The following is a 26,756-nucleotide window of genomic DNA, read 5'->3' on the forward strand; positions in this document are numbered from 1 at the left end:
AATGAATGCCTGGATACCGGTCATTGTTTACTGTGCCTTGTCATTTATTCAGTCATCCTACCCGTCCCCGTCCGGGATTTCGCTGTACCCGGAGCGGATAGGCTCTTGAACTTCGGCGTCTGCCTGTATTTTTCGTTTTACCGTGAGCGTGTTGCCGGCATCGGCAAGCCCCGGTAAAGGAGAAAAACGATCTTTGGAGCCGGCTGTTAACCCCTCATAAATGTTGATAATGAAAAAAGAGTCCTTGACCAGTAACCACAACAGGAAACCGGATCGATTGCCTGAAAGCGTTCGGGATCGGATCGAATTTCATCGGCATGGCGTCGCCTTGCTTCCCGCAGCTGATGACACGGACCCGGGGGTAGCGTTTTTGATTGCGCCGCAGGGGACGGCGCATTCGGTTCGACACTGCACCTGCGCGCTGTCAAGGAAGAAAACGTGCTCGCATATGCTGGTGCTCTCCAAGCAGGAAAAGGTGTTATGCGGCGGTGATACCTCGATAGTTGAGGACTTTCAGGCTGGTTTGTGGCACGGGCTTGCCGCACTGCTTTTGGAGGGCGATCGTGCCACGCTGGAAGGCGTTATGCTAAAACGGGTGACGCAGCAAACGGATGAGCGCATTGTGGTGCGAAATTCCTCCGGTGATCCGCTTTTTTCCTATAGCGCACAGGGCGCTGTTCTTGAACGGTTTTTATCTCGTTTCGGTAAGCAGGCCGGTGTGGGGCCGGACCGGCAGCGTGCCGCCGTACTTAAACGGTTGGCCCGCTATACCCTATCGGATAATGAGCGCATCATGCTGGAACGGGGTTTTCGCACGCGGCGGCAGAGCCTTGAGGAAAGCGCCTGGTTCAGGATGGCCTATCATGCTTATCTCGAATACGGAAATAATGGTTGCCGATTCAAAAGCCTTGTAAAACCAAGTTCCGGAGAGTTTGTGCTATCGGTTGCGGATGCCGGCGGCAACCGATTGATCGAATTCAACATACCGCGCAACAGAGTACGGGCGCTGCTGGAGTGGCTTCCCAAGCACCTGCCGGGTCAATCCGCGGTAGCCCTTCATTCGACACCATTGGAAATCATTTATCGTATTCGGCTCAATGAGGAAAAGGATTTGGAGTTGACCACCCATTACCGTTTTTCGCCGGAAAAAGGAAAGCCGATTTACTACCGAAAGGATCATTTGGAAGCGTTTCGGTATGGCGACCTGATTTATCTGAAAGATCAACGCCTTTTTGTCATGGTGGCTTCGCCGGATTCGCGTGCGCCGAGAATTACCGGCGAGGATAAACTGGTGGTGAAACGCGCCAGGGTGCCGGCGTTTTTAGATCAATTTAGACCCATGTTGACCCAGGCGCCTTATGAGTTGGATCATAAAGTCCAGCGTCTTCGAATATTTAAATCCTTTGAAAGCGTTACGATTAATCCCGAGGTTCTGCGGCGGGACTGGTGCTGGCTGTCCGTCACCTACCGGTTTGGAAAATCGAGTCTCGGGTTGCGCGATATTTTACGCGCCAAACAGGAAGGGAAACGGTTTCTGGAAACCCCTGAGGGGTGGGTGGATACGAAGGCCAAATCCCTGGAAGGCCTTGAGGGGGTTAGGGAACTGCCGTTGGATGAGCGCCTGTCGGATTCGGAGGCCATTCGCTTGCGGCGCATGGACCTTTTCCGTGTGCAAGCGGCCACCGAAGCACCGTTACAAATAACCGGCCATAAAGATCGGGCGACCCTGTTAAAACAGATATTCAGCATGAAACCCGCCGGCAAAATGCCCCCCATGCGGGGATTGAAATCCAAGTTGCGAAAATACCAGAAAATCGGCGTCAAATGGCTATGGTATTTATACGATAATGGGTTTGGCGGATTGCTGTGCGACGATATGGGGCTTGGGAAAACCCATCAGGCCATGGCCCTGATGACTTGTTTGAAAGCAGGCCTTTCCGGCAAGAGCCGGTTCCTAGTGGTTTGCCCCACGACGGTACTGAGCCACTGGGAGCAGAAAATCGGTTTGCATGCCCCCTGCTTATCCGCTGGCATTTACCATGGCGGGAAAAGGAATTTGACGGCTGCTTTAGAAGAAAATGACGTTCTTTTAACATCCTACGGCATATTGCGTCGTGATATTGACGCCCTTTCAAATACGGTCTTTACGTTGGTCGTTTTTGATGAAATTCAAAATGTCAAAAATTCAGCGACACTTTCCTATGCGGCTGCCGAAAAGATTCAGGCGCAGATGCGGCTCGGTATGACCGGAACCCCCATTGAAAACACCTTGATTGATCTGAAGGCCGTGATGGATTTGACGTTGCCGGGGTATTTGGCCCGGGACCAGGCCTTCCGGGAGCGCTATATCAACGCGCTCAAGGATGAGGAGCTGGAGAAGCGCCGAAAGAAGGAACTCAGCCGTCTGATTTCGCCGTTTACGCTGCGGCGGAAAAAGGAGACCGTGCTGGACGATCTACCTGAGAAAATAGAGGATGTTCGAACCTGCCGACTGAGCGAGATTCAGGCCAGGCTCTATCAGGAGGCCATCGAGTTGCGTGCCGAAGGAATCATATCTGCACTTAAGGATCCCGGCGCCGCTGTTCCGTATATTCACATATTCGCCCTGCTGACCTTGCTAAAACAGATCTGTGATCATCCCGCGCTGGTTCAGGGGGTGGAGAATGATTTTCACACACAATCCTCCGGCAAGTGGGAGCTGTTTAAAGAGCTTCTTTCGGAGAGTCTGGACAGCGGCCAGAAGGTGGTTGTTTACACCCAGTTTCTGGGCATGGTTCGAATCATGGAAAAATATCTGGCCGCGCAGAAGGTGGGGTTTGTCACCCTGACCGGCGCCAGTAGAAAACGCGGTGAGATTATTCGGCGGTTTAACGAGGATTCGGCATGCCGAGTTTATGTGGGTAGCCTGAAAGCGGGCGGCACCGGGGTCGACTTGATCGGCGGCTCCGTGGTGATTCATTATGATCGGTGGTGGAATGCCGCCAAGGAGGATCAGGCTACGGACCGGGTGCATCGTATCGGTCAAACCCGGGGGGTTCAGGTGTTTAAACTGGTCACCGAAGGAACCCTGGAAGAAAAAATCTCCGCTATCATCATGGCCAAACGCAATCTGATGGACAGCATTGTCAAGGAAGATGATCCGGGCCTTTTAAAAAGCTTTTCCCGGGAGGATTTGATGGAAATGCTCGCTTTGCCGAAAGGCGAGTTGATGATGGCTGAAAATGGGGAATAGCCCGCGCAAGGCTTCGATGGTATTCAGCCGGGCGGCTTTTCCGGAGCGCCCAAGACAAATTGGTCTTGGGCGCCATGGTTGTTCTTTTCGCATCAAATGGGCAAAAACCGGATTGCCGTGTTGTGAGTCGGTTACATGAATTTTTCTATCTTGGCTTTCCCCATCAGCATATTGATGTGTTGGTCCACTTTTTCACGGGTCTTGTTCGTTGTCAAATGTTCTTTAATTCGCTCCTTGGCTGTTTCAAAAGGTACTTTCTCGGCCTTCTTTTTTTCCGTTACCTTAATCAGATGATATCCGAATTGGGTTTCGACGATATCACTGACCTGACCCGGCGCCAATGCAAAGGCTGTATCTTCAAAGGGTTTCACCATCTGCCCTTTGCCGAAAAAATCAAGATTGCCGCCGTTTTGGGCGCTGGGGCATTCTGAATTTTTCTTGGCAAGTTCGGCAAAATCTTCGCCCTTTTTAACTTTTTTCTGAATTTCTTTAATTTTTTTCAGCGCTGCGTCCTTTTCGGGCTGAGCTGCATCCGGTGCCGACTTGATTAGAATGTGGCTTGCTTTAACGGTTTCCGGCGATTGGAACAACTCGGCTCGCTCATTATAAAACTTCTTGGCCTCATCGTCGGTTGTGACCAAGTCCTTTGAGATATATTGCGTGATAAGTTCTTGCAGCGCCATTGATTTTTTAATTTTGACCTTCATTTCAGTCTCGGTCATTCCCATATCGGCGATACCTTTATTAAATTCCGCCTCCGAAGGAAATTTCTTTTTTATGTCGGCCAGATGCTGGGTTAATTTTTCTTCGGAGATGTTGATTCCCTTTTCTTTGCTCTCCTGGTACAGTAATTCGGTACCGATAATCTGGTCCAAAACCTTGCCTTTGAACGATTCAAGCTGGTTGTCCTCGATCTTTTGCCCACGTTGCGTCATTTGTGTCATGATCATCTGGCACTCCTGATCATAAGCTTTTTTGGTAATGGGTGCTCCGTTTACCATTGCAACATTTTCCGGGGCCTTGGCTGACGGCGGTTGTTGCCCTATGGCCGGCATGGTGAAAAAGACAATGAACATAAAGGCGAATAAAACGATTAGGGTACGACTGATGGTTTTTGACATCCCGGATCTCCTGATTTTAAGTTGGCCGTTTTGTTGATGGTCGAGTGTTTTCATATTTAATTCCTTATTCAGTGCGCTGGCTGACAGGGTGGAACTGAGGAGCCCTATCATAATACTTTTTGTTCGTCAAAGGTTAGCTAAAACCTTATCGTTAAGCTATCAGCCAATAGCTAACGGCTAATAGCTCCTTTAAGATAGGCTTGCCGCAACGGTTCCGGGAACTTTTCAATCGCGTATCTGAGCATGGTGCGCGGCATGTCGGCATAATGAGCCGCTAAAAATGCCTCTTCAGCCCCCTGATTCCGTTTGCCGATTTCTCGAAGCATCCAGCCCACGGCTTTGTGAATCAATTCATGGGGATCATGAAGCAAGCGCTTTGATATGCGAAGGGTATCATCAAACAGGTTTTGTTTGATAAGACAAAAGGTCGAGATGATCGAGATGCGCCTTTCCCACAGGTTTTCGGAGGCGCAGAGCTGATAGAGGGGGCCCTTGTCCTTGTCCAGAAGATAGTGGCCCACAATGTGTTCTGCTGTCACGTCTACCAAATCCCAGCTGTTAATGAACTCGGTACGATTCAGGTATAAGTTGTAAATTCGTTTCTTAATGACGTCATCGCCTGTTTTATATTGTTGAATCAGGATCAGAAGCGCCAGCAATCGCTCCTCGTGAATCGGTGAGGCTAACAGGATATCGATTTCATTATGATACAAGTTGACGTATTGCTTAGATAGAATGCGAAGAAGGGACACCCTGACGCCGATGAATTGATCGCCTTCCCCGTATTCACCCGGTCCGGTTTTAAAAAAGCGTTTGGAGATGCCGGCCCGTTCCGGGTTCGAAATGGATGTTAACCGATTTCTAATTTTTATTAAGTTCAATAGCGGTGTCCTCGATAAACGGAATTGGGCGCAATATCCCTCTTTAACTGTCAAAAATCAAGGTTGATTATTAAAAACAAAGGTAACTACTTAGGAACACAGAATCTAGAAGCCAGAATTCAGAATGAAGCACTACGCACCGATATCTTCATGCAATGGGATTAATCCGGCTGCCTTCAGTTGTTTTTATTCTGAATTCTGAATGCTGTCTCCTGGATACTGAGCAGTTACATGAACTCTATGAATCCTTGAGCCGCGGGGAAGACCGGGAATCTCTGGGATCGATTTTGGAGGAATTGATCAATTATACGAAATGCATTTTCTTGAAACAGATAAAAAATACGGGCCCTTTCTGAACAGGAAAGGCGTCCAATAGATAGGCCACTATGCCAACCTTGATAAAATCTCTTTTACTAACGCCGCTTTTTTTGGAAAACCGATGGCTTCCATTTCCTCGAGAATGATGGCGTGAATTTCGATCCCAATCTCATAATAAGGCTTACCCCTTCGTGTTTTTTCTATGGCCCAAAGCACGTTTCCCGAAAGCAGCGTTTCCTCATTGAGCGCAAGCGCAACCGCAACGACCGTTTCAGGGAGAATGGGATCGGAAGATTCCACACGAAGCCCATTGACGCTGATATCAACGGCATAAACCGGAATGGTGGCATCGGTTGTGATAATGGTGGCATGAACGCCTATTTTATGGCGGTCTTGACGCCGGTTTTCTTTAATTCCCATAGGTTGCTTTTAGTCTGTAGCGGAAGGTTATTTGTTCTTCGCCTTGTCTGCTATCAAAGTTATCCTGATAATTCAAGGGGGATTCTCGTCCGAGCGGTTGAATTCAACAGTCATGCTGCAATCAGTGGGGATTATGATCTTCATGGACTGGAAATAAGTTAACGTCACGGCTGATGTAACGATCGACAAATAGCTTGAAATATTCTATTGAGCGCTTATATTTGGCGCTGATAATAAAAAAAGGCCGCTTAACGGGCGGGTTTGTATTGTAAGTAATTCAGCACCGCGGCAAGGAAAAAGGTGATGTCATAAAAAACGGGACGGGTCTTATGTGCCCATTATCAAGAAAAGGGTCTTATTATGGAAAAATGTTCATCGGATTGCAATTGTTCCTCGGATAGCAAATCGGCCTGTGATTGTGGCGGCGATGCTCATTCAGCCTCGGCTTGTAATTGTGGAAGTGAAAAGAAAGTATCACCGGAGGATGAATTAAAGTCCGCCATTGCGAACTCGCTAAATAACATAAAAAATAAAATTATTATCATGAGCGGTAAGGGGGGGGTCGGTAAAACCAGTGTTTCAGTCAACCTGGCCTTAGCGCTTGCCAAAAAGGGGTATCAGGTTGGCATCATGGATGTGGACCTGCATGGCCCCGATGTGCCTAGAATGCTGGGCCTTACGGGAATGCTCGAACTTGATAGCAATCGTAAACTTGAACCCATGAAATATTCCGATAATTTGAAAGTTGTTTCCATTGAATCCCTGATGCAGGGAAGAGATGACGCGGTGATCTGGCGGGGTCCGATGAAATATTCCGCGATTCAGCAGTTTATCGGCGAGGTCGCTTGGGGGCCGCTTGACTTTTTGGTGATTGATTGCCCCCCCGGCACTGGCGATGAGCCATTGACCATCGCGCAGACCGTTTCGGATGCCAAGGCGGTTATCGTAACCACGCCGCAGGAGGTTTCCCTGGCGGATGTGCGCAAATCCATAAATTTTTGCAAAACCGTCAACATGAAAATATTCGGACTTATCGAAAATATGAGCGGATTTGCGTGTCCCCATTGCAGCGAGGTGATCGATATGTTCGGCTCCGGTGGCGGAGAGCGCACCGCAGCAGCCATGGGAATCCCTTTTCTGGGCAAAATCCCGTTTGACAACAACATGGTTCGTTGCGGCGATGCGGGTTGCGCATTTCATGAACAATTCGAAAACGCACCGGCAACGCGGGTCTTTGCCGACATCGCCGACAAGCTGGGGGCCGCTTTATAGCCACGTATCCCTGGGTGAAATTTTTTTCCGCTCTTGAGAATCGCTCGCTTTCCGTCGTCACTGGTGGACGGAATGTCATTCATATTTCGTATTTGCGGAAAGCGAGCATGACATTATAGCTTCAATACATTTTTGGCTGCCGGGCCCTTGCCTCCGTCTTCAATTTCGAAACTTACGCGGTCCCCTTCGGCCAAGGATTTATATCCTTTGCCTTGGATTCCAGAATAATGGACAAACACATCATTGCCGTCTTCTTTTTTGATAAACCCGAAGCCTTTTTGATCATTGAACCATTTTACGGTACCGCTTTCCATTGTCACTTCTCTCCTCTTTGTTGCGGTTAATAAAAGCGACTGATGCCCCGGGCGGGCAAACCGAAAACTCTTATGGTGTTAGCACAGCCGCGAAAAAACGATAAGCGGATTACTTGCAACAACAACTCGTATTGTTCTTCCTCCTTTTGGATTGAATGGTTGAACTTTGCGAATGTAATGGTAAATAAGGCAACAACCGTGTCCATGAGTAATGATTGCAGAAAGATGATGGTGCCCCGGTTTTCACTTCTGCCGCGCGGAGACGCCGATATTCAAAACGTTGTGTGTCGCTGAGAAATAAGATTGATTCGATGCTTGGGAATAGCAGACACTGCGGGTTTCGGCAATTGGCACTCATGCCTATTTTGTTATAGGTATAAGTGCCTAGTATGAAAGGCCGCCAGCCGTATTGAATGCAAACACGGCGCTTGATTATACTGAACGGGAGAGAACAAAAGGCTTGTAGGCAGCAGAATAAAACGCGAACAAAAAGCAACACCCGGGCTCATTGAACCCGGGTGTTCAAAAAAGGGCAGGAGGGCACTTTGAAATTAGGCTTGCTCCGCCTTGGTGTAGCGATTTTCGTATAGCGGCTGAACAATGGTTCTCTGAGTCTGGTTTTGCCACAGCATTGCCGGACGGATTTTTTTGATGTGATGCAGTCGGTTTTGCGCCTTGAGTCGCTCATAAATTTCCACCCATGCGCAAGGAATCTCACTGCTTACTTCGCACTTACCCTTGTTGGTTCCGCCGCACGGCCCGTTGAACAGCCCCTTGGCGCATCGTGTGACCGGACAAACCCCCCCGGTGTAACCGAGAACACATTCACCACAGGCGCGGCATCTTTCTTCATACATGCCGATCTCTCTGTCGATTCCGATGGAAACCGTATTGACCGCCGGAAAAACCGGAACATTGGGAAACCGTTCTGCCATCAATTGAACGCCTGCACCACAAGCCATTGAAATAATAGCTTGATATTTCGGTGCAATTTTATCAAGTTCGGTATAATAGGTCAGATTGCATTGCCTTTCAATGGTATAGGAATCCACCCGGTTGGGTGCGTTTTCCAATTTAAATTGCATATTCAGATCGGCGTTTAAGGCAAGCACCTCCCTTTGGCCGCCGGCAAGGCAGACCGATACGCAACCACCGCAACCGACATTGAGAATGCGATTGTATTCCCTGATCGAATCGACGATTTCTTCAATCGGTTTTCTTTTCGCTTTAATCACAGTTCAAACCTCCATGAATGATAAACGGCCGATCGCTCGTTTGCATCTTATGGGCAAAGAGCCGTCAGCCTTAATCGGCTTTTATTTTTTCGGATGACACTCGCCGCATAGCTCGGGGCCGGTGCTATGGCTTTGCTTGCGCAGCTTCATGTGGCATCCCATGCACTGACGATGAAACGCTTTTCTGAGGTCAATATCCGATTCCGCGTTATGGCAGGAAACGCAGGTAACATTTTCAGCGCCTTCCTCCAATTCCGCCTCGTCCAATACATTCTCGCCATTTTCGTACCGGTGGTGGCAGCTCAGGCACTCGAGCCCTTCCATATGCTTTTCGTGCTGGAACAACACGGCGCTTCGTTGTTTCTGTTGAAACGAATCGGCGTTGTCCAGCACAATTTCTTCAGGTTGACCGAAACCGATCGAAGCCCAACCCATCAGTGCGGCCAGCACCGGAAGGGCGATTTTCCAAAACCAATTTCTCTTGTAACCCATCTGCTTTTATACCTTTCAAACCGTTGCCCGGCGCATTTATGCCGCCGGCAGCCTCAAACGGCTTATTCCACGTCGTATTGCCGAAAAATGCCCTGTGACCGGCAGATCTGCCTGCCCAGTGCGATCATGTTGGGGATATCGATACCAAAGGGGCAGTAGCACCGGGTGCAAAGGACGCATCGGTTAAAAACGATATCCCCGATTTCTTCCAAGCCGGCCCGGTCAATATTTCCCTTTTTTTTATACAACTTGCCGATAGAGTTAATGAATTTATGACTCGGCATGTATTTGGGATCGTTGGTGTTGGTGTATAAAAAACAACTTTCCGCGCACAGGCTGCAGTGAGCGCAGACTTTTAGGGAAAGCTTCATTTTAGCCCGGTGGGCGTCCAGGACCGCTTTTATTTCGTTAACGTCAACGTCTTGTTCGCTATTCAATGTTGCAATATTCGGCTCCGCCATTTGTGTCTCCGGAACTTGCTTTTTTAAATTTAGTTACGCGTACACTCTGCTGCCTTTGCCCAGGGTATGCTCATTCACGATAACAAACCGGTTGAGAAAGAAAAATATCATATGAACCAGCTTTGTGAATGGAATGGCCATCAACATCAATTCGCCGAACAGCATGTGAAGAATCATGACGGTCCGGTAGTCGAACAGGTGATGATAGGCCAGAAAACCCGTGAGAAACGGCATTATCGCCAGAAAAAGGACCACATAATCATAAAATGAGGAAATTGCCCGTAGCCGCGCCAGAAAGATACGCCGCAACAGGAAAAACGCGGCACAGACCAGAAAAATAAGGGTCATCGTATCCGTAATGGCTTCTGAAAATGAGAAAAGACTGAACCCCCACGATAAATCGAGCAGTTCATTGTGGCCCAGCACAAAAATCGGCGTGATCAAGAGGCAAACATGAAAAATCGTGCTTACGGTGATGGTGCCCGGACTGATGCCGAGAATGCTCAGCTTAATCCGCTTGGACCAGTTTTGGGCAGTAATCTTGTCCGCACCCGCCTCCTTTTTAACCGGCGGCAAACTGAATCCGGGCTTGTCAAGTTCTTTAGTCATTTTATAGAACCGTATGACCTGGTAAACGGTTCCTATTATAAAAACGATAAATGAAACCCAAACCAGGGGGCCTCTGACAAGGTCGTACATTCAATGCTCCTGAGTTTAAGGTTGAAGTCTGCTAAATTGAAACGTTCCCATCAAACCGTCGGTCTTGGAAGCATGCCGGCGCGCTCGGCTATTTCCGGCACCTTATGTTCCCATTCGATGGCCATGAGATGAACGCCCGCAATGCCCTTCATTTCCTTGAATTCTGCGATTTGTTCACAGGCTATTTTGATGCCTTCGTCGGCCTGCTTCTTTTTGTCAACGCCTTTGATGCGGTCAATAACCTCTTCAGGTACATCCATGCCGGGTACCGATTTTTGCATGTATCGCGCCATACCAAGACTTTTCATGGGCGTGACGCCGGCCAGCAGGTAGACATTCTCGAGAATGCCCATGTCATTGGCCTGTTTGACGAATTCACGGAAGCGTTTCATGTTGTAAATGCACTGGGTTTGAATGAAATCGGCCCCGGCCTCCACCTTCTTGGCCAGCCGGTGAACGCGCCATTCATAGGGCTCGCCGAACGGGTTGGACGCTGCTCCGATGAACATCTGGGGTGGCCCGTCGATATCGGCGCCGCTTAAAAACTTTCCTTCATCGCGCATTCGTTTAATCATGCTGATCAGCTGCATGGAGTCGATATCGAACACGCCCTTGGCGTTTGGATGGTCGCCGAACATTTGATGGTCACCGGAAAGGCAAAGAATATTTCGAAGGCCGAGTGCGTAGGCGCCGAGAATGTCGGCTTGCATGGCCAACCGGTTCCGGTCGCGGCAGACCATTTGATAGTTTGGCTCCAGACCGATTTCTTTGGCGATCAGAGCGGCGGCCCAACTGGACATGCGGACCATGGCGGTCTGATTATCCGTAATGTTGACCATGTCCACATGGCCGACAAGGGGTTGGCCTTTCTTTTTAATCGCTTCTACGTTCGAGCCGCGGGGAGGGCCTAGTTCCCCCGTAAAGGCAAAATGTCCGGCTTTTAAGATTTTTTCAAGTTTACTGCCAGTTTCCATACAATTTTCCTCTTTTACCATGCAATTGAAGGGGTGCTTTGCAAAAGTCCGGTTAGCTGTATGCTCTGCCCGGCTTTCGGTCAGTTACTTCCCTCAAATTTGTTGGACGTTCAGAGGGTTAGCGGACAGCGTCCCAATGGATTTTTTTGGCCGCCAAACCTGCGGAAAACATTTATATTAACAATGAAAAAAGCTAAAGAGAAGTCTTAAATCACAGTATGGGGGTGGAGTCAAGAAAAATAAAAAATGACGCCAAAATCATGCTGAATCTGCTTTGCTTTCCGATGGTTTTTGCCAGCACGCGCTTTTTCCGCTGCCCATCGAATTCACCGTAAAAAATCTGCTCCCACATTATGCCGATACCGAGTGATCAGTTCATGGGGAGCCGGTTTTTCAAGCCATTTCTCATAATGGAGATGAAGCCCTGACTCATCGTCATCATTGATGAAAACCGATGCCATAATGCGAATGGCGTTGCAGAGCAAAAGTCCTTCGTTAATCCCGCTTTCCAGAAGGCATTCCTGTACATAAGGCGTGATGTTGATAAAGGCCCGGCGAGTGGGAACCTCAAACCAAAGTTCTTTGCGATAGCTTTTTAGGATGTTGTTCATCCATTGGGCTTGTTGGTCCGTTAGTCGGGGCGACCGGCCGGTCGCCCGTCCTTACCGGGTTGCGGCAAGGCAGCACGATTTTTGTTGGTTAGATTTGTTTCATCAATTGAACAGCCGCGGTCAGCATCGGATCCCACACCGGCCCGAACGGCGGGGCATAGGCCAGATCTGTTTGACTAAACTGGGCGACCGTCATTTTATTGTGAAGGGCGACGGCGATGGCATTTATCCGGTGGGCAGTGCCTTCATGCCCCACCATCTGAGTTCCCAGAAGGCGGCCGGAACCCTTGTCGCCGACCATATGAACCCATATGGGGGTGGCCCCGGGATGCCCATGCGCTCGGGATCGGGATTGGATGGTCACGGATTCGGGTGTAAATCCGGCGGCCAGCGCTTCTTTCTCCGTGAGACCGCTACGGGCCACCTCAAGATCAAATACCCTGAAAACGGCTGTACCGGCGATGCCTTCAAGCGCTGTGGCCTTGCCGGCAATACTATCCGCCACTGCCCATCCGGACCGGTTCGCCCTGAGCGCCAGGGGTATCCAGGCGCTTTTTCCCGTAACCACATGCAGGGCATCGGCACAGTCGCCGGCAGCATAAATATCCTCTACACTGGTTCTCATGAATGAATCCACGGCAATGGCACTGCCGGCGCCGAGGGAAATGCCGGCGGCTGCAGCGATGGCGCTGTTGGGCTGAACGCCGGTAGCCACCAATACCATGTCGGCGGAAAGGGTTAACTCTTTGCAGACAACCCGAAGGGAAGAGGCTTCTTTTTCAATTTTTTTGATGTGATGACCATCATGAACGCCCACATGATGCGCGGATAGCGTGTCGATTACAACAGTTGACAGTTCCGGCGCCATCCATGGCAACAGGCCGGGCCGGGGTTTGACCATGTCGACCTGAATGCCTCTGGCGCTCAGCGCCTCGCACATTTCAAGTGCGATATATCCCATGCCGATGATGACTGTTTTTTGGACCGGTTGATCCGCGAGAAAAGATTTTATTTTTCTGCCGTCTTCGAGGTTTTTAAGGGGCAATACACCGGGCAAGTCGACACCGGGTATAGGGGGAATGGTCGGAGAGGCCCCGGTGGCGATCAGCAATTTGTCATACCCATGCGAAAAGGAGGCGCCGTCCAATGTGATGCCGGAGACTTGTTTTCTGTGAATATCAATTTTTGTTACTTCATGGCCCGTGAGCAGGTGAATATCTTGTTTGTCGCGGAACACCTGCGCGTGCCGAACCACCAACGCTTCGATATCGCTGCTCGCATCGGCGATGTTGTAAGGCATGCCGCAAGCACTGTAGGAAACATCCTGTGTCTTTTCAAACACGGTTATGGTTAGGCCGGGGAGGTGGCGCCTGGCCCGGCTGGCCGCGCTCATCCCGGCGGCATCCCCGCCAATAATGACAAAATCCATATATGACCTCCTTTGTTAGTGCTCACCCATTATGAAAAAAAATATGGATGAAAGCCGGTAGGCTATCAGCTATCAGCTATCAGCTATGAGCTATCAGCTATGAGCTATCAGCTATGAGCTATCAGCTATGAGCTATCAGCTATTAGTTTAACTTTCTTCCGGTGTGAAAGCCACCACATCGTCGATACAGCGAGTGTCAGCGAAGATCATCACGAGCCGATCGATGCCCATCGCATTACCGGCGGCCTCCGGCATGTCCCCGAGCGCGGAAAGAAAGGCTTCCGGCAAGGCGTGACATGTTTTTCCGGCGCGGGCCATAGCGCTGCGTTCGTCTTCAAAACGGACGCGTTGTTCCACCGGGTCAGTCAATTCCACAAACGCATTGCACAATTCAAGCCCGCAGATGTAAAGTTCGAAGCGTTGGGCAACATCGGAACGCAAAGGGTCCAGCCTGGCTAGCGACCCGCAGGCGGCCGGGTAATCATATAAAAAAGTCGGTTTATCGAATCCCAGCATCGGCTCGATGTCGTTGACCATGATTTCCTCGAATCGATCTTGCGCCAGGGCCGCCTCGGGTGTCAGCTTTGCCCAGCGGGAAAAGGCATCCGCCACTGACATGCGCGACCACGGGGCGCTGATATCGACGGTATGGTTCTGATAATGAAGGGTATCCGGCGTACCGAGGCCGTGAGCAACGGTCCGAACCAACCCTTCACACTGGTCCATGAAATCAAAATAGTCAATCCCGGCGCAATACCATTCCAGCATCGTAAATTCGCTCAGATGGTTGCGCCCTCGTTCCCGGTGTCGAAAACATTTGCAGATTTGAAAAATACGCGCATATCCGGCGGAAAGCAGGCGCTTCATAAAAAGCTCGGGGGACGGCTGCAACCACCATGATCCGCAAGGGATGGGTTCGATGTGCCGTTCGGGCGCCGGGGTAGATAAACGGATTGGGGTTTCGACTTCGAGAAAGTGGTTGTTGTTAAAAAACCGCCGAACCAGTTGTAATATTCCAGCGCGAAGCCGAAGATTTTCCCGAATATGGGTTTGCCTGTATGGGGTCACGAGCGTAACGAGTTATTCCCTTAGCCGGCAGATGGGCGGCTGGGCTGCTTGGCGGCCAACGGCCTACCTTAATTGAGTGCGCAGGCCCACCCGGCTTTGACATGGCGTTGGTGCCGTATCATTATTTGCCCAGGGCGCGGACGAGATAGATATCTTTTTTCCGGTCCTGCAGGTAAATGTGGCTATAATCGGCTCCATTAGCGGATTCATACCACTGATACCCGAGATGGGTGCATTCCCCGCAAGCATCAATGGGAATATGAACCGCGAGAATCTGAACACCACGATCACTGGACGAAGCGATTTTCAAGGCGCCAGGGCAATCCGGGCAGGCGCGAATGGTTTCTATCTGCCGTTCACCAATATTGTCCGTGTCATAATAGATATTGCGCGTTCGTTCGTCGAGCTTCTTTTTTGACAGTAAATCGGCTTTCGTTTTTTCACGTTGCGCCCAATTGCCCAAAACGGTTTCACCGGTTCGTTTGATCCAGTCCATGATGCCGGGCGTTTGTCTTGTTTTTTCTGCATCGTAATCCGGCTCCACGACCTTGCTGTAATCGAGGCCGGCCATGGCCAGAATGATGCCGACATTGACATAGGGCAAGGCGCCCTCGATGGCATAGCCGCCTTCTAAAACCGCGATGTCCGGTTTTAACAGGCGGGTCAGGTCCGCATAGCCTTGCGCGGAAAAATTCATATTGGTGATGGGATCGGTAAAATGATTGTCCTGGCCGGCTGAATTGACGATAAGATCCGGCTTGAAATCCTTTAGGATGGGTAACACGATATCGGTGAGGGCATAAAGAAACCCTTCTTCCGAGGTGTGCGGCGGCAGCGGAATATTGACGGTCGTTCCCACGGCTGTAGGCCCTCCCATCTCATTGGCAAACCCAGAGCCGGGATAGAGGGTTCGGCCGTCCTGGTGCATCGAAACAAAGAGGGTGTTCGGATCATGCCAGTAAATGTCTTGGGTGCCGTCACCATGATGGCAATCCGTATCCACGATGGCCACTTTTTTAACATTGTAGGCGGTGCGCAGGTATTCGATCATGACTGCTTCGATATTAATGTTGCAAAATCCCCTGGCGCCGTGAACAACCCGCATGGCGTGGTGTCCCGGGGGGCGGACCAGCGCAAAACCGTGCTCGATTTTTTTGTCGAGAACCGCTTTTCCAATGGTTTTCGCGCCGCCCGCGCTGATGAAATGGGATTCGGTCGTCACTGCGGAAACATCGGGAACACAAAAATGGACACGTTGAATGTCTTCGACGGTGCACAGGCCCGGCTTGAATTCATGAATTCCTTCGATATCGAAAATGCCCTCTTCAATCACCTGATCCTGAGTGTAAAGAAGCCGCTCTTCCCGTTCCGGATGGGTGGGGCTGATAGCCCAGTCAAAAGCAGGGAAAAACACAAGGCCGGTTTTATGTTTAGCGTGCAACATAGTTACTCCGATTGTTAATATCGATGTCCATCCATGATGGTATTTGTCCTCAAAGCCTTCCGGCTTCCCGGCTTCAAGCGTTTAGCTTCCGGCGCCGCCGCCTTAAGAGGGGGATGCCGGTGTTTCCAGGCCCGCAAATAATTCGTAGCCGTGAATAAGCCCCGGCTTGATTTGAACTTTTGTGCGGATATTTCGACCCGTGGTATAAAATCCACGGACCATGTTGAACTGAATGTTTTCGACCACTTCCATTTCAAGGTGATCCGGGTCGGCGCCCATTTGCAGCCCCTTGTGCCTGAGCAGCTCAAAGGCTTCCCGAACGGCATCTTGGTTGCTGAATTCTTTTCCTATTTTTTTCAGATAGTTTTCTTCCGGTGCCGTGCAGATTCCCTGCTCGGTATCGGCAAAAAAGGTCAGCTCACAGGTGGTTCTAGCCAGCGCAGCACCGATGGCATTGGCTACCTTGCTGTTAGGTAAGGCCCGGACTGTTAGCGCGCTTATTTCCTCAAGCTTTTTGGACAAAATGGCCGCAGGTCCGCCAAGCACTAATATTTCAGTTGGGTTAACCTTGTAATTTTCGAGGAGTTCGTGAACCGTATAAACCGGTTTGGAATTAATGCGAACGATCATCTGCGTCGCCGCATCCAATATATCCTGGCAGGTTTTCTCATGGATCAGGGCCGCTGCATTTTCGACCGTTGTTCCCAAGGCTTCGGCAACCGGCGTAAGGCCGTCAATGGATTTTTGGCGATTTCCATCAGAGATGAGTCCCAAGACGAAAAGCGCATCCGTGGGGGTGGGCGACAAACCGCCAAAGGCCATGGCAGGGCCCTTGCGGTCCGGCCCGATCTCCAGGCGACCATCTATCACGCGGACAAAGCTGTCTCCGCCGACACCGATCGAGTGAGTGTTCATGGCATGGATCAGTGTTTTATACCCGCCCAATTCAGCGCCCAACGGGTCCAGCAGGGGAACGCCGTCAACCAAAACCGCCATATCGGTTGTAGTGCCGCCGATATCGAGTACCAGACTTCCCACATTTTTGGATGCGTACGGTAGGGCGCCCATCACGCTGGCCGCCGGTCCGGAAAGGATCGTGTGGCCCGGATAATCGATGGAAGAATCAAATCTCATGGTACCGCCGTCAGGCTTCAGAATCTTGATCGATCTAAGGATCCCTTTTTCCACCAGGGATTTTTGGACGGCCTCGAAAAATGTTTTATGAATCGGGTAAACGGCGGCATTGAGATAAACCGTAGCGATTCTTCTGGGGAAATTCAGATTGCCGGACATTTGATGCCCTAAAAAAACTTTTTCAAATTGCCCCTCCAGGAGGGAGGCTATTTTAAGTTCGTGAGAAGGATTGCGCGTGGAGAATTTTCCGACCACTCCGACATAATGCACACCAGCGGTTACGAGTTTTCGGGAGATCGCGATAATTTCATCCGTGTTGACCGGTTGAATTTCGCGCCCACGATGGTCAATCGCCCCGGTTACCGAATGATAATGATCGGAAACTTGAAGCAAAGCAGCATCAATCCCCGGTCCGGCTGTGACGATTATTCCGACAGGCGGTGTTTCTTTCTGGACGATTGCATTGGTGGTTAGCGTGGTGCTGAAAACCACCCGCCCGATAGTGTTCGGATCAATCCCGTCGGTAACTTGATGCAAGCCGGTCAATACCGTCTCAAACAGGTCGGATTGATTGGTGGGAATCTTAAATTCACGAATCAGTCCGTTCTTTCCCAAAAGCACGACATCCGTATGCGTACCGCCGACATCCAGGCCGATTATCATAGTAATTCCCTGATTCCATGGTTAATGAAAAACACGTCCCGCATTCAGAAATTTTATTCGGCACTTCAGAATGCTCGGGGCTGTTATTCATGTCGGGAAAAATATTGCTTTGTTGTTTTTCATATCGTTTTGTTAGGAAACATTATTGAATTAAATTTTCTATCTAATATCAATAAGGTTGTCAATACGACACGTGGGCGCCGACAGGGCAATCGCATGTACCCCATAGCCCGCTTCAGCCTTGAGAAAAATCGGATTCCAGCTGCGGCAAACTCACGCGGAACGCGTTCAAACAGTGCCGCAGCTTCCATTCGATTCCCCGCAAGGCTTTTGTTCCCAGCTGTTCATTTCTACATGCGATTGCCATGCGGGTGCCGAGATGTTCTTTTTCATTGCATGGTTGTTTCCCTCCATTGCCTGCCTCCTTTTCGGATAGAGCCGAAGCATTGCCACATCGTGCCCGCTGAATTCTTACAAAATATGACATGGGGTTTAAGCCGAGTCAATTTATATCGTCAACCCCTGTATTAATTCATTTTATACGTCATAATCAAGGCGGATGCCCGCAATTCTTTCATTGTGATGCGTCGAGTTTTATGGTTTACATTATAAAAAAGGGCATAAAGACAGGCTCAAAGGCCCCGGATCGGGCGACGCGAAAGCGGGAACGCCGACGCGCAAAAAGGGAGGATCTTTTGCCGAATAATTCCCGATTAAGGAGGTATAACCATGTATAATCTGATTGTGATACTGATTGTCATTGGTGTATGGCTGCTGTTTCAATTGGTCATTTTGCCTAAAATGGGCATTTCATCCTGACTGAAAGGTGCTTGTCAGTTGCCAAGCAAAGAAAAACAGCCCGAAAAACCAACCCACAAGGAAAAATAAATCGGGAAACAACGCCTGCATATTCCCTTTATAAATGCCGATGGCTGAAGCAGCGACCATCTTTTTACGCATGATTTCTAAGGTTTAGCTCAATAGGGTGGGGGGATAAAAAAAATTGCGACTTCAAATAGGGTTGATTGTATTTTTGCACATAATGATTGATTAAGGTCACCGGCACAATGAGCGGGACATGGCGTTTTTGGTAAAGACTGATGATATCGAGAAGCTCTTGTTTTTCATCCCCGGTGAGTTGCTTTTTAAAATATCCTAGGACGTGTTGAAGGACATTGGTGTTTTTGGCGGGCGTGGCTTTTAATTGCAGGGCCGCCATCAACAGGGATTGATAGGTATCATAAAGTGTTTCGGCAGGTATGACCTTGATTTTGGCGATGAGTTTTCCCATTTCCTTGTAATGCGCGGGGCTGTGGGCGAGTATCATTAGCTTGTGATGGGTATGAAAGGCGACCAGCTCGCCTCTTTTTTTCTGCCCGGATAAAAGTTCCCGCCATCGCTTGAACACGAACACCCTTTCAATAAAATTTTCTCGAAGCGCGGGATCATGAAGGCGCCCTTCTTCTTCCGCCGGCAAAAACGGAAAATGCGCCATAAAAATTCGAGCAAACACGCCCACGCCCTTTTTGACTGGCATGCCGCTTTTTCCATATACCTTGACCCGCTCCATGCCGCTGCTGGGAGAATCGCTTTTAAAAATAAATCCGCACAGGTTTTCTGATTCAAGCGCTTGCGCGCGTTGCCTCGCCCATGTGACCATTTGCGCCGTATGGTCGATACCGCTTTGGGTGGTTACCAGCCGCGGCGCTTCGATGTCGCCGACGAGCCGCATGGTTTCCCGAGGCACACCGAGCCCGCATTCGACTTCCGGGCAGACGGGAACATAGGTTACATATTGCCCCAAGGTATCGGTGAGAAACCGGTCTTTCTTGTGGCCGCCGTCATATCGAACCTTTTCGCCCAGAAGGCAAGCGCTGATGCCTATTCGAATTGCCTGATCCATTGTTTTTTCCTCTCGACCTTAAAAGGGTAACGCCCGTGTCCAAGGAGGACGCCTGCGTCTTCGCCATTTTGCGAATTTGAGTTTTTCGCCGATATAATACGCTCGGTACGCGCGCACCGCATCGCCGGGCACCTGATATTTTTCCGGCATGGCTTGAACAAATGGGGTAAGCCCCCTGGCCTCATAGGCCATCCCGTTAATTTTTCCGAGAATGTCGATGGATCGGTGATCCATGCTTTTTCTGAAACGATATCGATATTCTTTGTTAAGGTAAACCATCAATTTTTTCAGCCAATTGAAATTATCATAAGAGGCGGCTGCCCACAGCACGCAGGGATGCTTTAAATGGGTTGGTTTATAGGGGGTGTTAAACCCATGAATGTGAAGTGCCGAACAAAGAATTTGCGCGCTTTCAAGTATCATTTTGACGACATGCTGATCGCAATGGTACCGGGCGCAGCGCTCAAAATCGGTATCCAGCACGAAAATATTCATTTCTCTCCGACGTTAAAACGGCCACAGGCGCGGAATAAAAAGGGCGCCGGCGATCAATACCATCAGATTCAATGGCATGCCCAGTTTCAGGTAATCGCTGAACCGGTATCCGCCCGGGCCGTAAACCAGCAGGTTCGTCTGGTAACCGATGGGCGTGGCAAAGCACGCGCTGGCGCCGAAGCAAACTCCGACAATAAACGGTTTCGGATCCACCCCCAGTGAAGTTGCCGCTGAGATGGCGATGGGCAAGATGAGAACGGCCGTGGCGTTGTTACTTAATATTTGCGTACTGATGCTGGTCATCAAGATGATGCCGCCCAAAATGACAGGGGGGGAATAGCCCGAGAGTAGCCGTAAAAAAGCATGCGCATAGAGCTGGCTGGTACCGGTTTGCGCCATGGCCGTGCCTAGAGCGATGGTTCCGGCAATGAGCAACAACACTTCTCCCTGAAGCGCCCTGTACGCATCGCGCATCTGCAAGCAGCCCGTTAGAATCATCAAAAATGCCGCCAGAAGCGCGCACACCATAATATCGGCCAATCCGGAAGTGGCTGCCGTGATCATGCCGGCAAATATGATCGAAGATATCCATGTTTTTCGTTTATGAATAATCTCCTCATACACATCTTCTATCATGATATAGTCTTTGCCCGCCCGAATGGCGCCAAGTTTATTGGCGAAGCACCATACCAGCATGATATCGCCGATCTTAAGGCGCACATCATGAAGTTGCCTTTCCGTGAAATGCAAATTGCTTCTCTTGATGGCGATGATGTTGATATCCGGGTTTCGCATCAACTCCGTTTCAATAAGCCGCTGGCCCAACATTTGGGATTGGGGCGAAATGATCAATTCCACGACAATCGGCTCGTCTTTGCCGGCATTAAAGGATAGACCTTCCTCGGACCGGGGTAGTGTCACATCTTCCTGATGCAGAATGGCAACCAGATCATTCAAGGAGCCTTTCACCAGAAGCAGATCGTCCGGCGCAATTTCGACGGTGTCTCGTGTGGGGTGGTATATATGCGAATACCTGATCAGTTCAAGAACTTCCAAATCTGGATAGTTTTTGGAAAATGCCTGTGCGGGCGCTTGGCCGATCAGGGCGCTTTTTCGTGGAATTTTAAGCTCTGCCAGGTACCGGCGATGGGTGTTGTCCTGAATTCGGCAGATCGGATTTGATAGCGAGGGCAATAAACGCGGCGCCCCAAAAGACAAGAAGATCAGGCCGAAAATCGCGATAGGAACGCCAAGACGAGAGAGTTCAAACATGCCCAGTGGGCCATAACCGTATTGGGCGCTTAAATCACTGATAATGATATTGGTTGATGTGCCGATGAGCGTGCAGGTGCCGGCAAGAATGGACGCATAGGAAATGGGTATCAGGAATTTGGAAGGGCTCAGGCCGAATTCGCAGCACATGGTCATGACCACGGGAATAAAGAGAATCACCACCGGGGTGTTGTTGATAAAGGCGGAGGCAAGGGCGATTGTGAGCAAAATCACGACCAGGGCGAGGGTCGAATTGCCCTTGGCCAGCTTTATCACGCGTCGACCGATAAATTCAACGGCTCCGGTTCGCATCATTCCCTTGCTGATAATGAACATGGCGCCAACCGTGATCACCGCGGGATTGGCAATGCCCGCTACCGCCTCCTTGGGGGTAAGGATTTTAAAGAGAACCAGCAGGGACATGATGCCGAGGCCGGTCAGTCCGGCTGATATCTGTTCGGAAATGAGCAGATAAAGGGTCAGCAGCAATATCGCGGATACGACCCAGACGCTCATGGGAGGGCCTCATCAGGAGGGTGCGGTTAATGAATGCATTATAAACAAAGAACGCCGAGATGTCTAATTTATCGAATTATCCGCTATATGGAAAGAGGAAAATTTTGTCGTCCGTTGGCGAATGTGCGGAGGAGCCTGCTTGACATTTCACTGAAATCCCCTACCATAATTAAAAATTGTGATAGTTGAAAGTTGAGATGATTCACAACCGCTGACGGAAAAATAAGTCGCACAAAAGTATGGTTCTGACAAAGGTGGATAATGGAGAAATCGTCATGAACACGCTGCCGGTTTTGGTAACGGGCGCCACCGGGTATATCGGCGGTCGCCTGGTGCCGCTGCTGCTCGAAAAAGGCGTTCATGTGCGGGCGTTTGGCCGTTCCATGGCGAAGTTGGCGTGCAGACCCTGGGCGCGGCATCCGAATGTGAGTCTGGTGGCCGGGGATGTGTTGGACGCCGACTCATTGGTCGGCGCGGCCAAAGGGTGCCGGGCGGTTTATTATCTGGTGCACTCCATGATTGCCGGAAAGGCCGGATATGTCGAGGCTGACCGAAAAGCTGCTGAGAACATGGCTTGGGCGGCGGAACGGGCCGGCGTTCAGCGGATCATTTATCTGGGCGGATTGGGCGAAACCACGCATCAAAACCTCAGTAAACACCTGCGCTCCCGGCATGAGGTGGCGACCATATTGCGATCCGGGCCGGTGCCGGTCACGGTGCTTCGGGCTGCCATGATTCTTGGGTCCGGCAGTGCTTCTTTTGAAATTTTGCGGTATTTGGTGGAGCGGCTTCCCGTTATGATTACGCCCAAATGGGTTACCATGCCCACACAGCCCATTGCCGTGACGAATGTGCTTGCGTATTTGGCGGGGTGTCTTGAAAAGGATGCGGTGCTGGGGAAAACCTTTGATATCGGCGGACCGGATGTCGTATCATACACAGATCTGATACAGATTTTTTCACAAGAAGCGGGGCTGCCGCCGCGAAAAATCTTTCCGGTGCCGGTGCTTACCCCCGGGTTGAGCGCAAGATGGATTCATTTAATCACCCCGGTACCGGCGGCCATCGCCCGGCCGCTGACGGAAGGGCTGAGTTTGCCGACGGTGTGCACCGAAAACCGAATTAAGGAAATTATTCCCCAGACGCTATTGTCTTGCCGGGAAGCGATTCGCCTTGCGCTGGAGCGCCTTGCTCAGTCCCAAATAGATACCTGTTGGAGTGACGCCGGCCGAATGATTCCGCCGGAATGGGCCTATTGCGGGGATGCCCGATGGGCCGGCGGCGCCATCATGGAATGCGGGTACCGGAGTCAAATGAAAGCGTCGCCTGAGGCGGTATGGGAACCTATCCGCCGCATTGGCGGCGAAACCGGATGGTATGCTCAGAACTTTCTCTGGCGGCTTCGCGGATGGGTGGATCGGCTGGCCGGCGGGTTTGGCCTTCGCCGGGGGCGTCGTCACCCGTCAGAACTGAATGTGGGTGACGCGCTTGATTTCTGGCGAATTTTGGAAGTTGACCCGCCGAGCCGGTTGCGCCTATTGGCGGAGATGAAACTGCCGGGAGAAGCGTTGCTTGATATTCAGGTGATTCCCAAAGCCGATGGGCGAACCGAATTGCAACTTTTGTCCCGGTTTTTGCCGAGGGGCGTGGCGGGGCTGCTTTACTGGTATGCGTTGTATCCCTTTCATCAGTGGGTATTTACCGGTATGTTGAAAGGGATCGCCGAAGCCGCGGGAAAGCCTTTAATTACCCGGCCTGAGCGTTTTACCCCCAAAATACCGGATAGTTGTAAATTGTTCTAGCGCAAAACGGCCTATGGGGTCATGGCTATTCTCAACTTCAATCGACTTTTTCAACTGCGTGGTAAATGGTGATGATATGGAGGCTATATGGATTTAAAATCTTATTTCGAGAGTACAAAAGGCATTGGGGTTCTTTCCACCGCCGATGCTCAGGGACAGGTCGATTCAGCGATCTATGCGCGACCGCATGTGATGGAAGAGGGCACCTTTGCCTTTATCATGCTTGATCGGCTGACGCATGCCAATCTTCAAACCAATCCCCGGGCGGCTTACCTTTTTATCGAGGAAGGCGTCGGCTATAGGGGGAAACGATTTTTCCTGACAAAAATTCGAGAGGAAGAAAACAGCGAATTAATGGAACGTCTGCGTAGAAGAAGTACGCCCGGCAGAAGCGAAGAAACCAAATTTGTGGGCGTGTTTCGCATCGACAAGGAGCTTCCCTTAATCGGAGCGGGTGAATAACATAAACCGGCTATGATCATGATTTCGGCCACGCCAGGGTATTTTTTCCAGACCGGCAGGAACTCGCTGTCGCTCAAACAGCCTGCCGCTCTTCCAAAAACACCCTGGCGCCGCCTCCCTGCCGTGGGAAAGTGGCCGAAACGATGATCAAGGCCCATAAACAGATGACCGGAGGTTGATGCATAGTGACGGATACAGAATTCATTCGGCAGCAGGTTCTCGAATTGATAACTCGCCAGAAATTGGGCGTGCTTTCGACCTATGGCGATGGGCAGCCGTTTGCGAGTTTGGTAGCGATTGCAGGAACTGAGGATCTAAAGCACCTTATATTTGCAACGCCCAAAAGCACCAGAAAGTTCAATAATATTCTGATGCATCCAAAGGTGGCCGTGCTCGTCAACAGCAGCACGAATCGGGTGGCTGATATTCAGGAGGCTGCAGCCGTCACGGTAACGGGAAAGGCCGTCGAGGTTATGGATAGCAGCAGCCGTAAGGCATTTGCGGACATCTTTGTTGACAAGCACCCCCATCTAAAAGCGTTTATCGCTGAGCCCGCCACTGCCCTGGTCTGTGTTATCGCGGATACCTATTATCTTGTAAAACAGTTTCAGAATGTGATGACATTGCAGATAACTTAACATCAAAACCCCCTTCCGTTTTTTTGACGAAAGGACGACATGGGAAAGAATACCAGTGACAGCGGCTCGAATGAGTCAGCGGTTTGCAAACTCGACGCCCGCTCGGTGTTTGATTCATTGTCCGCCCACATTGCTATTTTGGATGAAAATGGCGTCATTGTGGATACCAATCAGGCGTGGCGGGATTTTGCCGTGCAAAACGGAAAGTCCAGCGGATATGATTCAATCGGTGAGAATTACCTGAGAATCTGCGAGCTCGCCGAGGGAGAAGATGCGGCTGTAGCGAAAAAAATTGCAGCGGGTATCGGTCAAGTTACCAAGGGCCTGCGTAAAGAGTTTGTGCATGATTATCCCTGTCATTCGCCTAGTGCCAGGTACTGGTATTATATCCGCGTGATTCGAATGTCCGGCCGGCGGCCGGTGTATGTGGTGGTCAGTCACGAGGACATCACGAATTTGAAACTTACGGAAGAGGCGTTGCGAAACAGCCGTGAAGCGCTGGAGGAGACGAATATTGCGTTGAAAGTGCTGCTAAAACAGCGTGAGGCGGATAAACTGGAGCTGGAAAAGAAAGTGCTGGCGAATGTGAAGGAGTTGGTTTTCCCCTACCTTAACAAATTAAAAACCGCGCCGCTTAAAGCCAGGGAAAAAACGATCGTGGATATCATCGTTGACCATTTGAATGATATCATTTCCCCGTTGATGCAAAGCCTGTCCCACCTTAATATTTTCCTGACCCCCCAGGAAATGCAGATTGCAACGCTGGTGAAAGACGGAAAAAGCACCCAGGAAATATCCGATCTGCTCCATATCTCAGAGGCAACTGTTAGTTTTCATAGAAAAAACATTCGAAAAAAGCTTGGCATCAGTAATCAGAACCGCAACCTGAGGTCTTATCTGATGACCCTTGAAAAATAGCTGGGTTTCTTATCAAGTTCCTTTGCTTTGGTGGCCGAAAGCGTTTTCCCGCCGGCCTCAAAAAACTACCAGCGGATTTTTGACGGATTCCCCATAAAGACGGTCTGTTTGATTGGCCGGTCTGCATGGTTTTGGGTGGAATACCTGGTAATTTCCATTTGCGTTTTCAGAGGCGGCTGGTGGCCGTTATAACCGGTGCGGAGATTCATCTCAGATAGGTTCGTGCGCCGGCATATCGCGTCGCGAAGCATGGATCGGAAATGGCGTCTTTACGAATGGTTTTTCCCTTTCCCGGCGCATGGATAAAGCCATCATTGCCGGTATAGACCCCGACATGAGAGATTTGGTCGGGGTGGATAAAAGAGAAGAAGACGAGATCTCCCTTTTTCAAGTCGTGCCGATCTATCGGTTCGCCGGATGCATACTGGTCTTGAGAGCAGCGCGGAAGGTTGAAGCCGTTAACCTGGTAGACGGCCATGACAAGCCCGCTGCAGTCAAATCCTTCATCCGGTGAAGTTCCGCCCCATTGATAGGGGAGTCCGATGAAGTTTTCGGCCGTTTCCACAAGACTTTCCCGCAGGGCAGGGGCGTTATATGCTAACGATTTTGCTGCCGGATACCCCGCAAGGGATACGATGTAATGTTCCCGGATAATGCCCGCGTTCACAAGAGATTTGGCTTTCACCATGGCCTCTTCTTGAGATGCGAAATCGCCGAAACGTACTTTGAAAAGCCCGGACTTGTCATGATAGTAGTAGGCGCTGAGGCGTTTAAGCTCCAGGGCTTGGGTCAGGCGTATTGCATTTTCAACGGTGGAAAAAGCGCCGGCCTGAATGGTAAATCGCACGGGAATGATTTCCGTCATTGATTGTGATGATGGCGGAAGCGTTTTCCAGGCGCAACCCGACACCGCCAGCAGGGCACATACGAAAGCGCAAATCCCGGCAAGCGAGCGCGAACGATATCTGAAAGTTTCAGTTAA

At 50.4% G+C, this 26,756-nt stretch carries 26 protein-coding genes; 6 read left to right on the forward strand and 20 right to left on the reverse strand.

What is annotated here, in order from left to right:
* Window positions 1–57: 57 nt before the first annotated feature.
* Window positions 58–261: a hypothetical protein gene (locus RBT11_11495; protein ID MDX9787396.1), complete on the reverse strand. Its 204-nt coding sequence runs from the start codon at window positions 259–261 to the stop codon at window positions 58–60.
* Between the two features lie 16 nt (window positions 262–277).
* On the opposite strand from RBT11_11495, the gene RBT11_11500 reads away from it, so the two are divergent.
* Entirely contained in the window at window positions 278–3,232 is a 2,955-nt protein-coding gene (locus RBT11_11500; GenBank protein MDX9787397.1) for a DEAD/DEAH box helicase, read from the forward strand.
* Between the two features lie 131 nt (window positions 3,233–3,363).
* Here RBT11_11500 and RBT11_11505 read toward each other — a convergent pair whose 3' ends face one another.
* From RBT11_11505 to RBT11_11515, 3 genes are all read right to left on the reverse strand, one after another.
* Entirely contained in the window at window positions 3,364–4,353 is a 990-nt protein-coding gene (locus tag RBT11_11505; protein MDX9787398.1) for a peptidylprolyl isomerase, read from the reverse strand.
* 170 nt (window positions 4,354–4,523) lie between these two features.
* Window positions 4,524–5,234 (reverse strand): DNA alkylation repair protein, encoded by a 711-nt coding sequence (locus RBT11_11510; GenBank protein MDX9787399.1) that lies wholly within the window; start codon window positions 5,232–5,234, stop codon window positions 4,524–4,526.
* A gap of 384 nt (window positions 5,235–5,618) precedes the next feature.
* Entirely contained in the window at window positions 5,619–5,972 is a 354-nt protein-coding gene (locus RBT11_11515; GenBank protein ID MDX9787400.1) for a PilZ domain-containing protein, read from the reverse strand.
* A gap of 360 nt (window positions 5,973–6,332) precedes the next feature.
* Between RBT11_11515 and RBT11_11520 the strand changes: the two genes are divergently transcribed.
* Window positions 6,333–7,244 carry an Mrp/NBP35 family ATP-binding protein gene (locus RBT11_11520; protein ID MDX9787401.1) on the forward strand — a complete coding sequence of 304 codons (912 nt, stop codon included), beginning with the start codon at window positions 6,333–6,335 and terminating at the stop codon, window positions 7,242–7,244.
* Window positions 7,245–7,357: 113 nt separating this feature from the next.
* On the opposite strand, the gene RBT11_11525 is transcribed toward RBT11_11520, so the two are convergent.
* The 15 genes from RBT11_11525 to RBT11_11595 all read right to left on the reverse strand — a co-directional run bounded on the left by RBT11_11525 (window position 7,358) and on the right by RBT11_11595 (window position 21,954).
* A complete protein-coding gene (locus RBT11_11525) occupies window positions 7,358–7,558 on the reverse strand; it encodes a cold-shock protein (GenBank protein MDX9787402.1) in 201 nt (66 codons plus the stop codon).
* 551 nt (window positions 7,559–8,109) lie between these two features.
* Window positions 8,110–8,793 carry a methylenetetrahydrofolate reductase C-terminal domain-containing protein gene (locus RBT11_11530; protein MDX9787403.1) on the reverse strand — a complete coding sequence of 228 codons (684 nt, stop codon included), beginning with the start codon at window positions 8,791–8,793 and terminating at the stop codon, window positions 8,110–8,112.
* Between the two features lie 81 nt (window positions 8,794–8,874).
* Window positions 8,875–9,285 carry a cytochrome c3 family protein gene (locus tag RBT11_11535; GenBank protein ID MDX9787404.1) on the reverse strand — a complete coding sequence of 137 codons (411 nt, stop codon included), beginning with the start codon at window positions 9,283–9,285 and terminating at the stop codon, window positions 8,875–8,877.
* A 62-nt stretch (window positions 9,286–9,347) separates the two neighbouring features.
* A complete protein-coding gene (locus tag RBT11_11540; GenBank protein ID MDX9787405.1) occupies window positions 9,348–9,746 on the reverse strand; it encodes a (Fe-S)-binding protein in 399 nt (132 codons plus the stop codon).
* A gap of 33 nt (window positions 9,747–9,779) precedes the next feature.
* On the reverse strand, window positions 9,780–10,355 hold the full coding sequence (locus RBT11_11545; protein ID MDX9787406.1) for a hypothetical protein: 576 nt from the start codon (window positions 10,353–10,355) through the stop codon (window positions 9,780–9,782).
* A gap of 140 nt (window positions 10,356–10,495) precedes the next feature.
* On the reverse strand, window positions 10,496–11,419 hold the full coding sequence (locus RBT11_11550; GenBank protein ID MDX9787407.1) for a methylenetetrahydrofolate reductase: 924 nt from the start codon (window positions 11,417–11,419) through the stop codon (window positions 10,496–10,498).
* 326 nt (window positions 11,420–11,745) lie between these two features.
* Entirely contained in the window at window positions 11,746–12,030 is a 285-nt protein-coding gene (locus tag RBT11_11555) for a YjbQ family protein (protein ID MDX9787408.1), read from the reverse strand.
* An 88-nt stretch (window positions 12,031–12,118) separates the two neighbouring features.
* Window positions 12,119–13,459 (reverse strand): FAD-dependent oxidoreductase, encoded by a 1,341-nt coding sequence (locus RBT11_11560; protein MDX9787409.1) that lies wholly within the window; start codon window positions 13,457–13,459, stop codon window positions 12,119–12,121.
* Window positions 13,460–13,606: 147 nt separating this feature from the next.
* On the reverse strand, window positions 13,607–14,527 hold the full coding sequence (gene epmA, locus RBT11_11565) for an EF-P lysine aminoacylase EpmA (GenBank protein ID MDX9787410.1): 921 nt from the start codon (window positions 14,525–14,527) through the stop codon (window positions 13,607–13,609).
* A gap of 121 nt (window positions 14,528–14,648) precedes the next feature.
* Window positions 14,649–15,971: a histone deacetylase gene (locus RBT11_11570; GenBank protein MDX9787411.1), complete on the reverse strand. Its 1,323-nt coding sequence runs from the start codon at window positions 15,969–15,971 to the stop codon at window positions 14,649–14,651.
* 102 nt (window positions 15,972–16,073) lie between these two features.
* Entirely contained in the window at window positions 16,074–17,768 is a 1,695-nt protein-coding gene (locus RBT11_11575) for a hydantoinase/oxoprolinase family protein (GenBank protein MDX9787412.1), read from the reverse strand.
* Between the two features lie 810 nt (window positions 17,769–18,578).
* Window positions 18,579–18,728, reverse strand: a complete 150-nt coding sequence (locus RBT11_11580; GenBank protein ID MDX9787413.1) for a hypothetical protein — start codon at window positions 18,726–18,728, stop codon at window positions 18,579–18,581.
* Window positions 18,721–19,671: a DUF523 and DUF1722 domain-containing protein gene (locus RBT11_11585; protein ID MDX9787414.1), complete on the reverse strand. Its 951-nt coding sequence runs from the start codon at window positions 19,669–19,671 to the stop codon at window positions 18,721–18,723. Before RBT11_11585 ends, RBT11_11580 begins: the two co-directional genes overlap by 8 nt.
* Window positions 19,672–19,689: 18 nt before the next feature.
* Window positions 19,690–20,166 carry a pyrimidine dimer DNA glycosylase/endonuclease V gene (locus tag RBT11_11590; GenBank protein MDX9787415.1) on the reverse strand — a complete coding sequence of 159 codons (477 nt, stop codon included), beginning with the start codon at window positions 20,164–20,166 and terminating at the stop codon, window positions 19,690–19,692.
* Window positions 20,167–20,178: 12 nt separating this feature from the next.
* Entirely contained in the window at window positions 20,179–21,954 is a 1,776-nt protein-coding gene (locus RBT11_11595; GenBank protein ID MDX9787416.1) for an SLC13 family permease, read from the reverse strand.
* A 239-nt stretch (window positions 21,955–22,193) separates the two neighbouring features.
* Between RBT11_11595 and RBT11_11600 the strand changes: the two genes are divergently transcribed.
* The 4 genes from RBT11_11600 (at window position 22,194) to RBT11_11615 (ending at window position 25,774) form a co-directional block, all read left to right on the forward strand.
* On the forward strand, window positions 22,194–23,756 hold the full coding sequence (locus RBT11_11600) for an SDR family oxidoreductase (GenBank protein ID MDX9787417.1): 1,563 nt from the start codon (window positions 22,194–22,196) through the stop codon (window positions 23,754–23,756).
* Window positions 23,757–23,843: 87 nt separating this feature from the next.
* Complete coding sequence (locus tag RBT11_11605; protein ID MDX9787418.1) at window positions 23,844–24,218, forward strand: pyridoxamine 5'-phosphate oxidase family protein; 375 nt, start codon at window positions 23,844–23,846, stop codon at window positions 24,216–24,218.
* A gap of 185 nt (window positions 24,219–24,403) precedes the next feature.
* Entirely contained in the window at window positions 24,404–24,856 is a 453-nt protein-coding gene (locus RBT11_11610; GenBank protein ID MDX9787419.1) for a pyridoxamine 5'-phosphate oxidase family protein, read from the forward strand.
* A gap of 39 nt (window positions 24,857–24,895) precedes the next feature.
* Entirely contained in the window at window positions 24,896–25,774 is an 879-nt protein-coding gene (locus RBT11_11615; protein MDX9787420.1) for a LuxR C-terminal-related transcriptional regulator, read from the forward strand.
* Between the two features lie 205 nt (window positions 25,775–25,979).
* On the opposite strand, the gene RBT11_11620 is transcribed toward RBT11_11615, so the two are convergent.
* Window positions 25,980–26,621 (reverse strand): NlpC/P60 family protein, encoded by a 642-nt coding sequence (locus tag RBT11_11620; GenBank protein ID MDX9787421.1) that lies wholly within the window; start codon window positions 26,619–26,621, stop codon window positions 25,980–25,982.
* Window positions 26,622–26,756 lie beyond the last annotated feature (135 nt).

The organism is Desulfobacterales bacterium, assembly GCA_034003325.1.
In the GTDB taxonomy this organism is placed as follows: Bacteria; Desulfobacterota; Desulfobacteria; order Desulfobacterales; family JAFDDL01; genus JAVEYW01.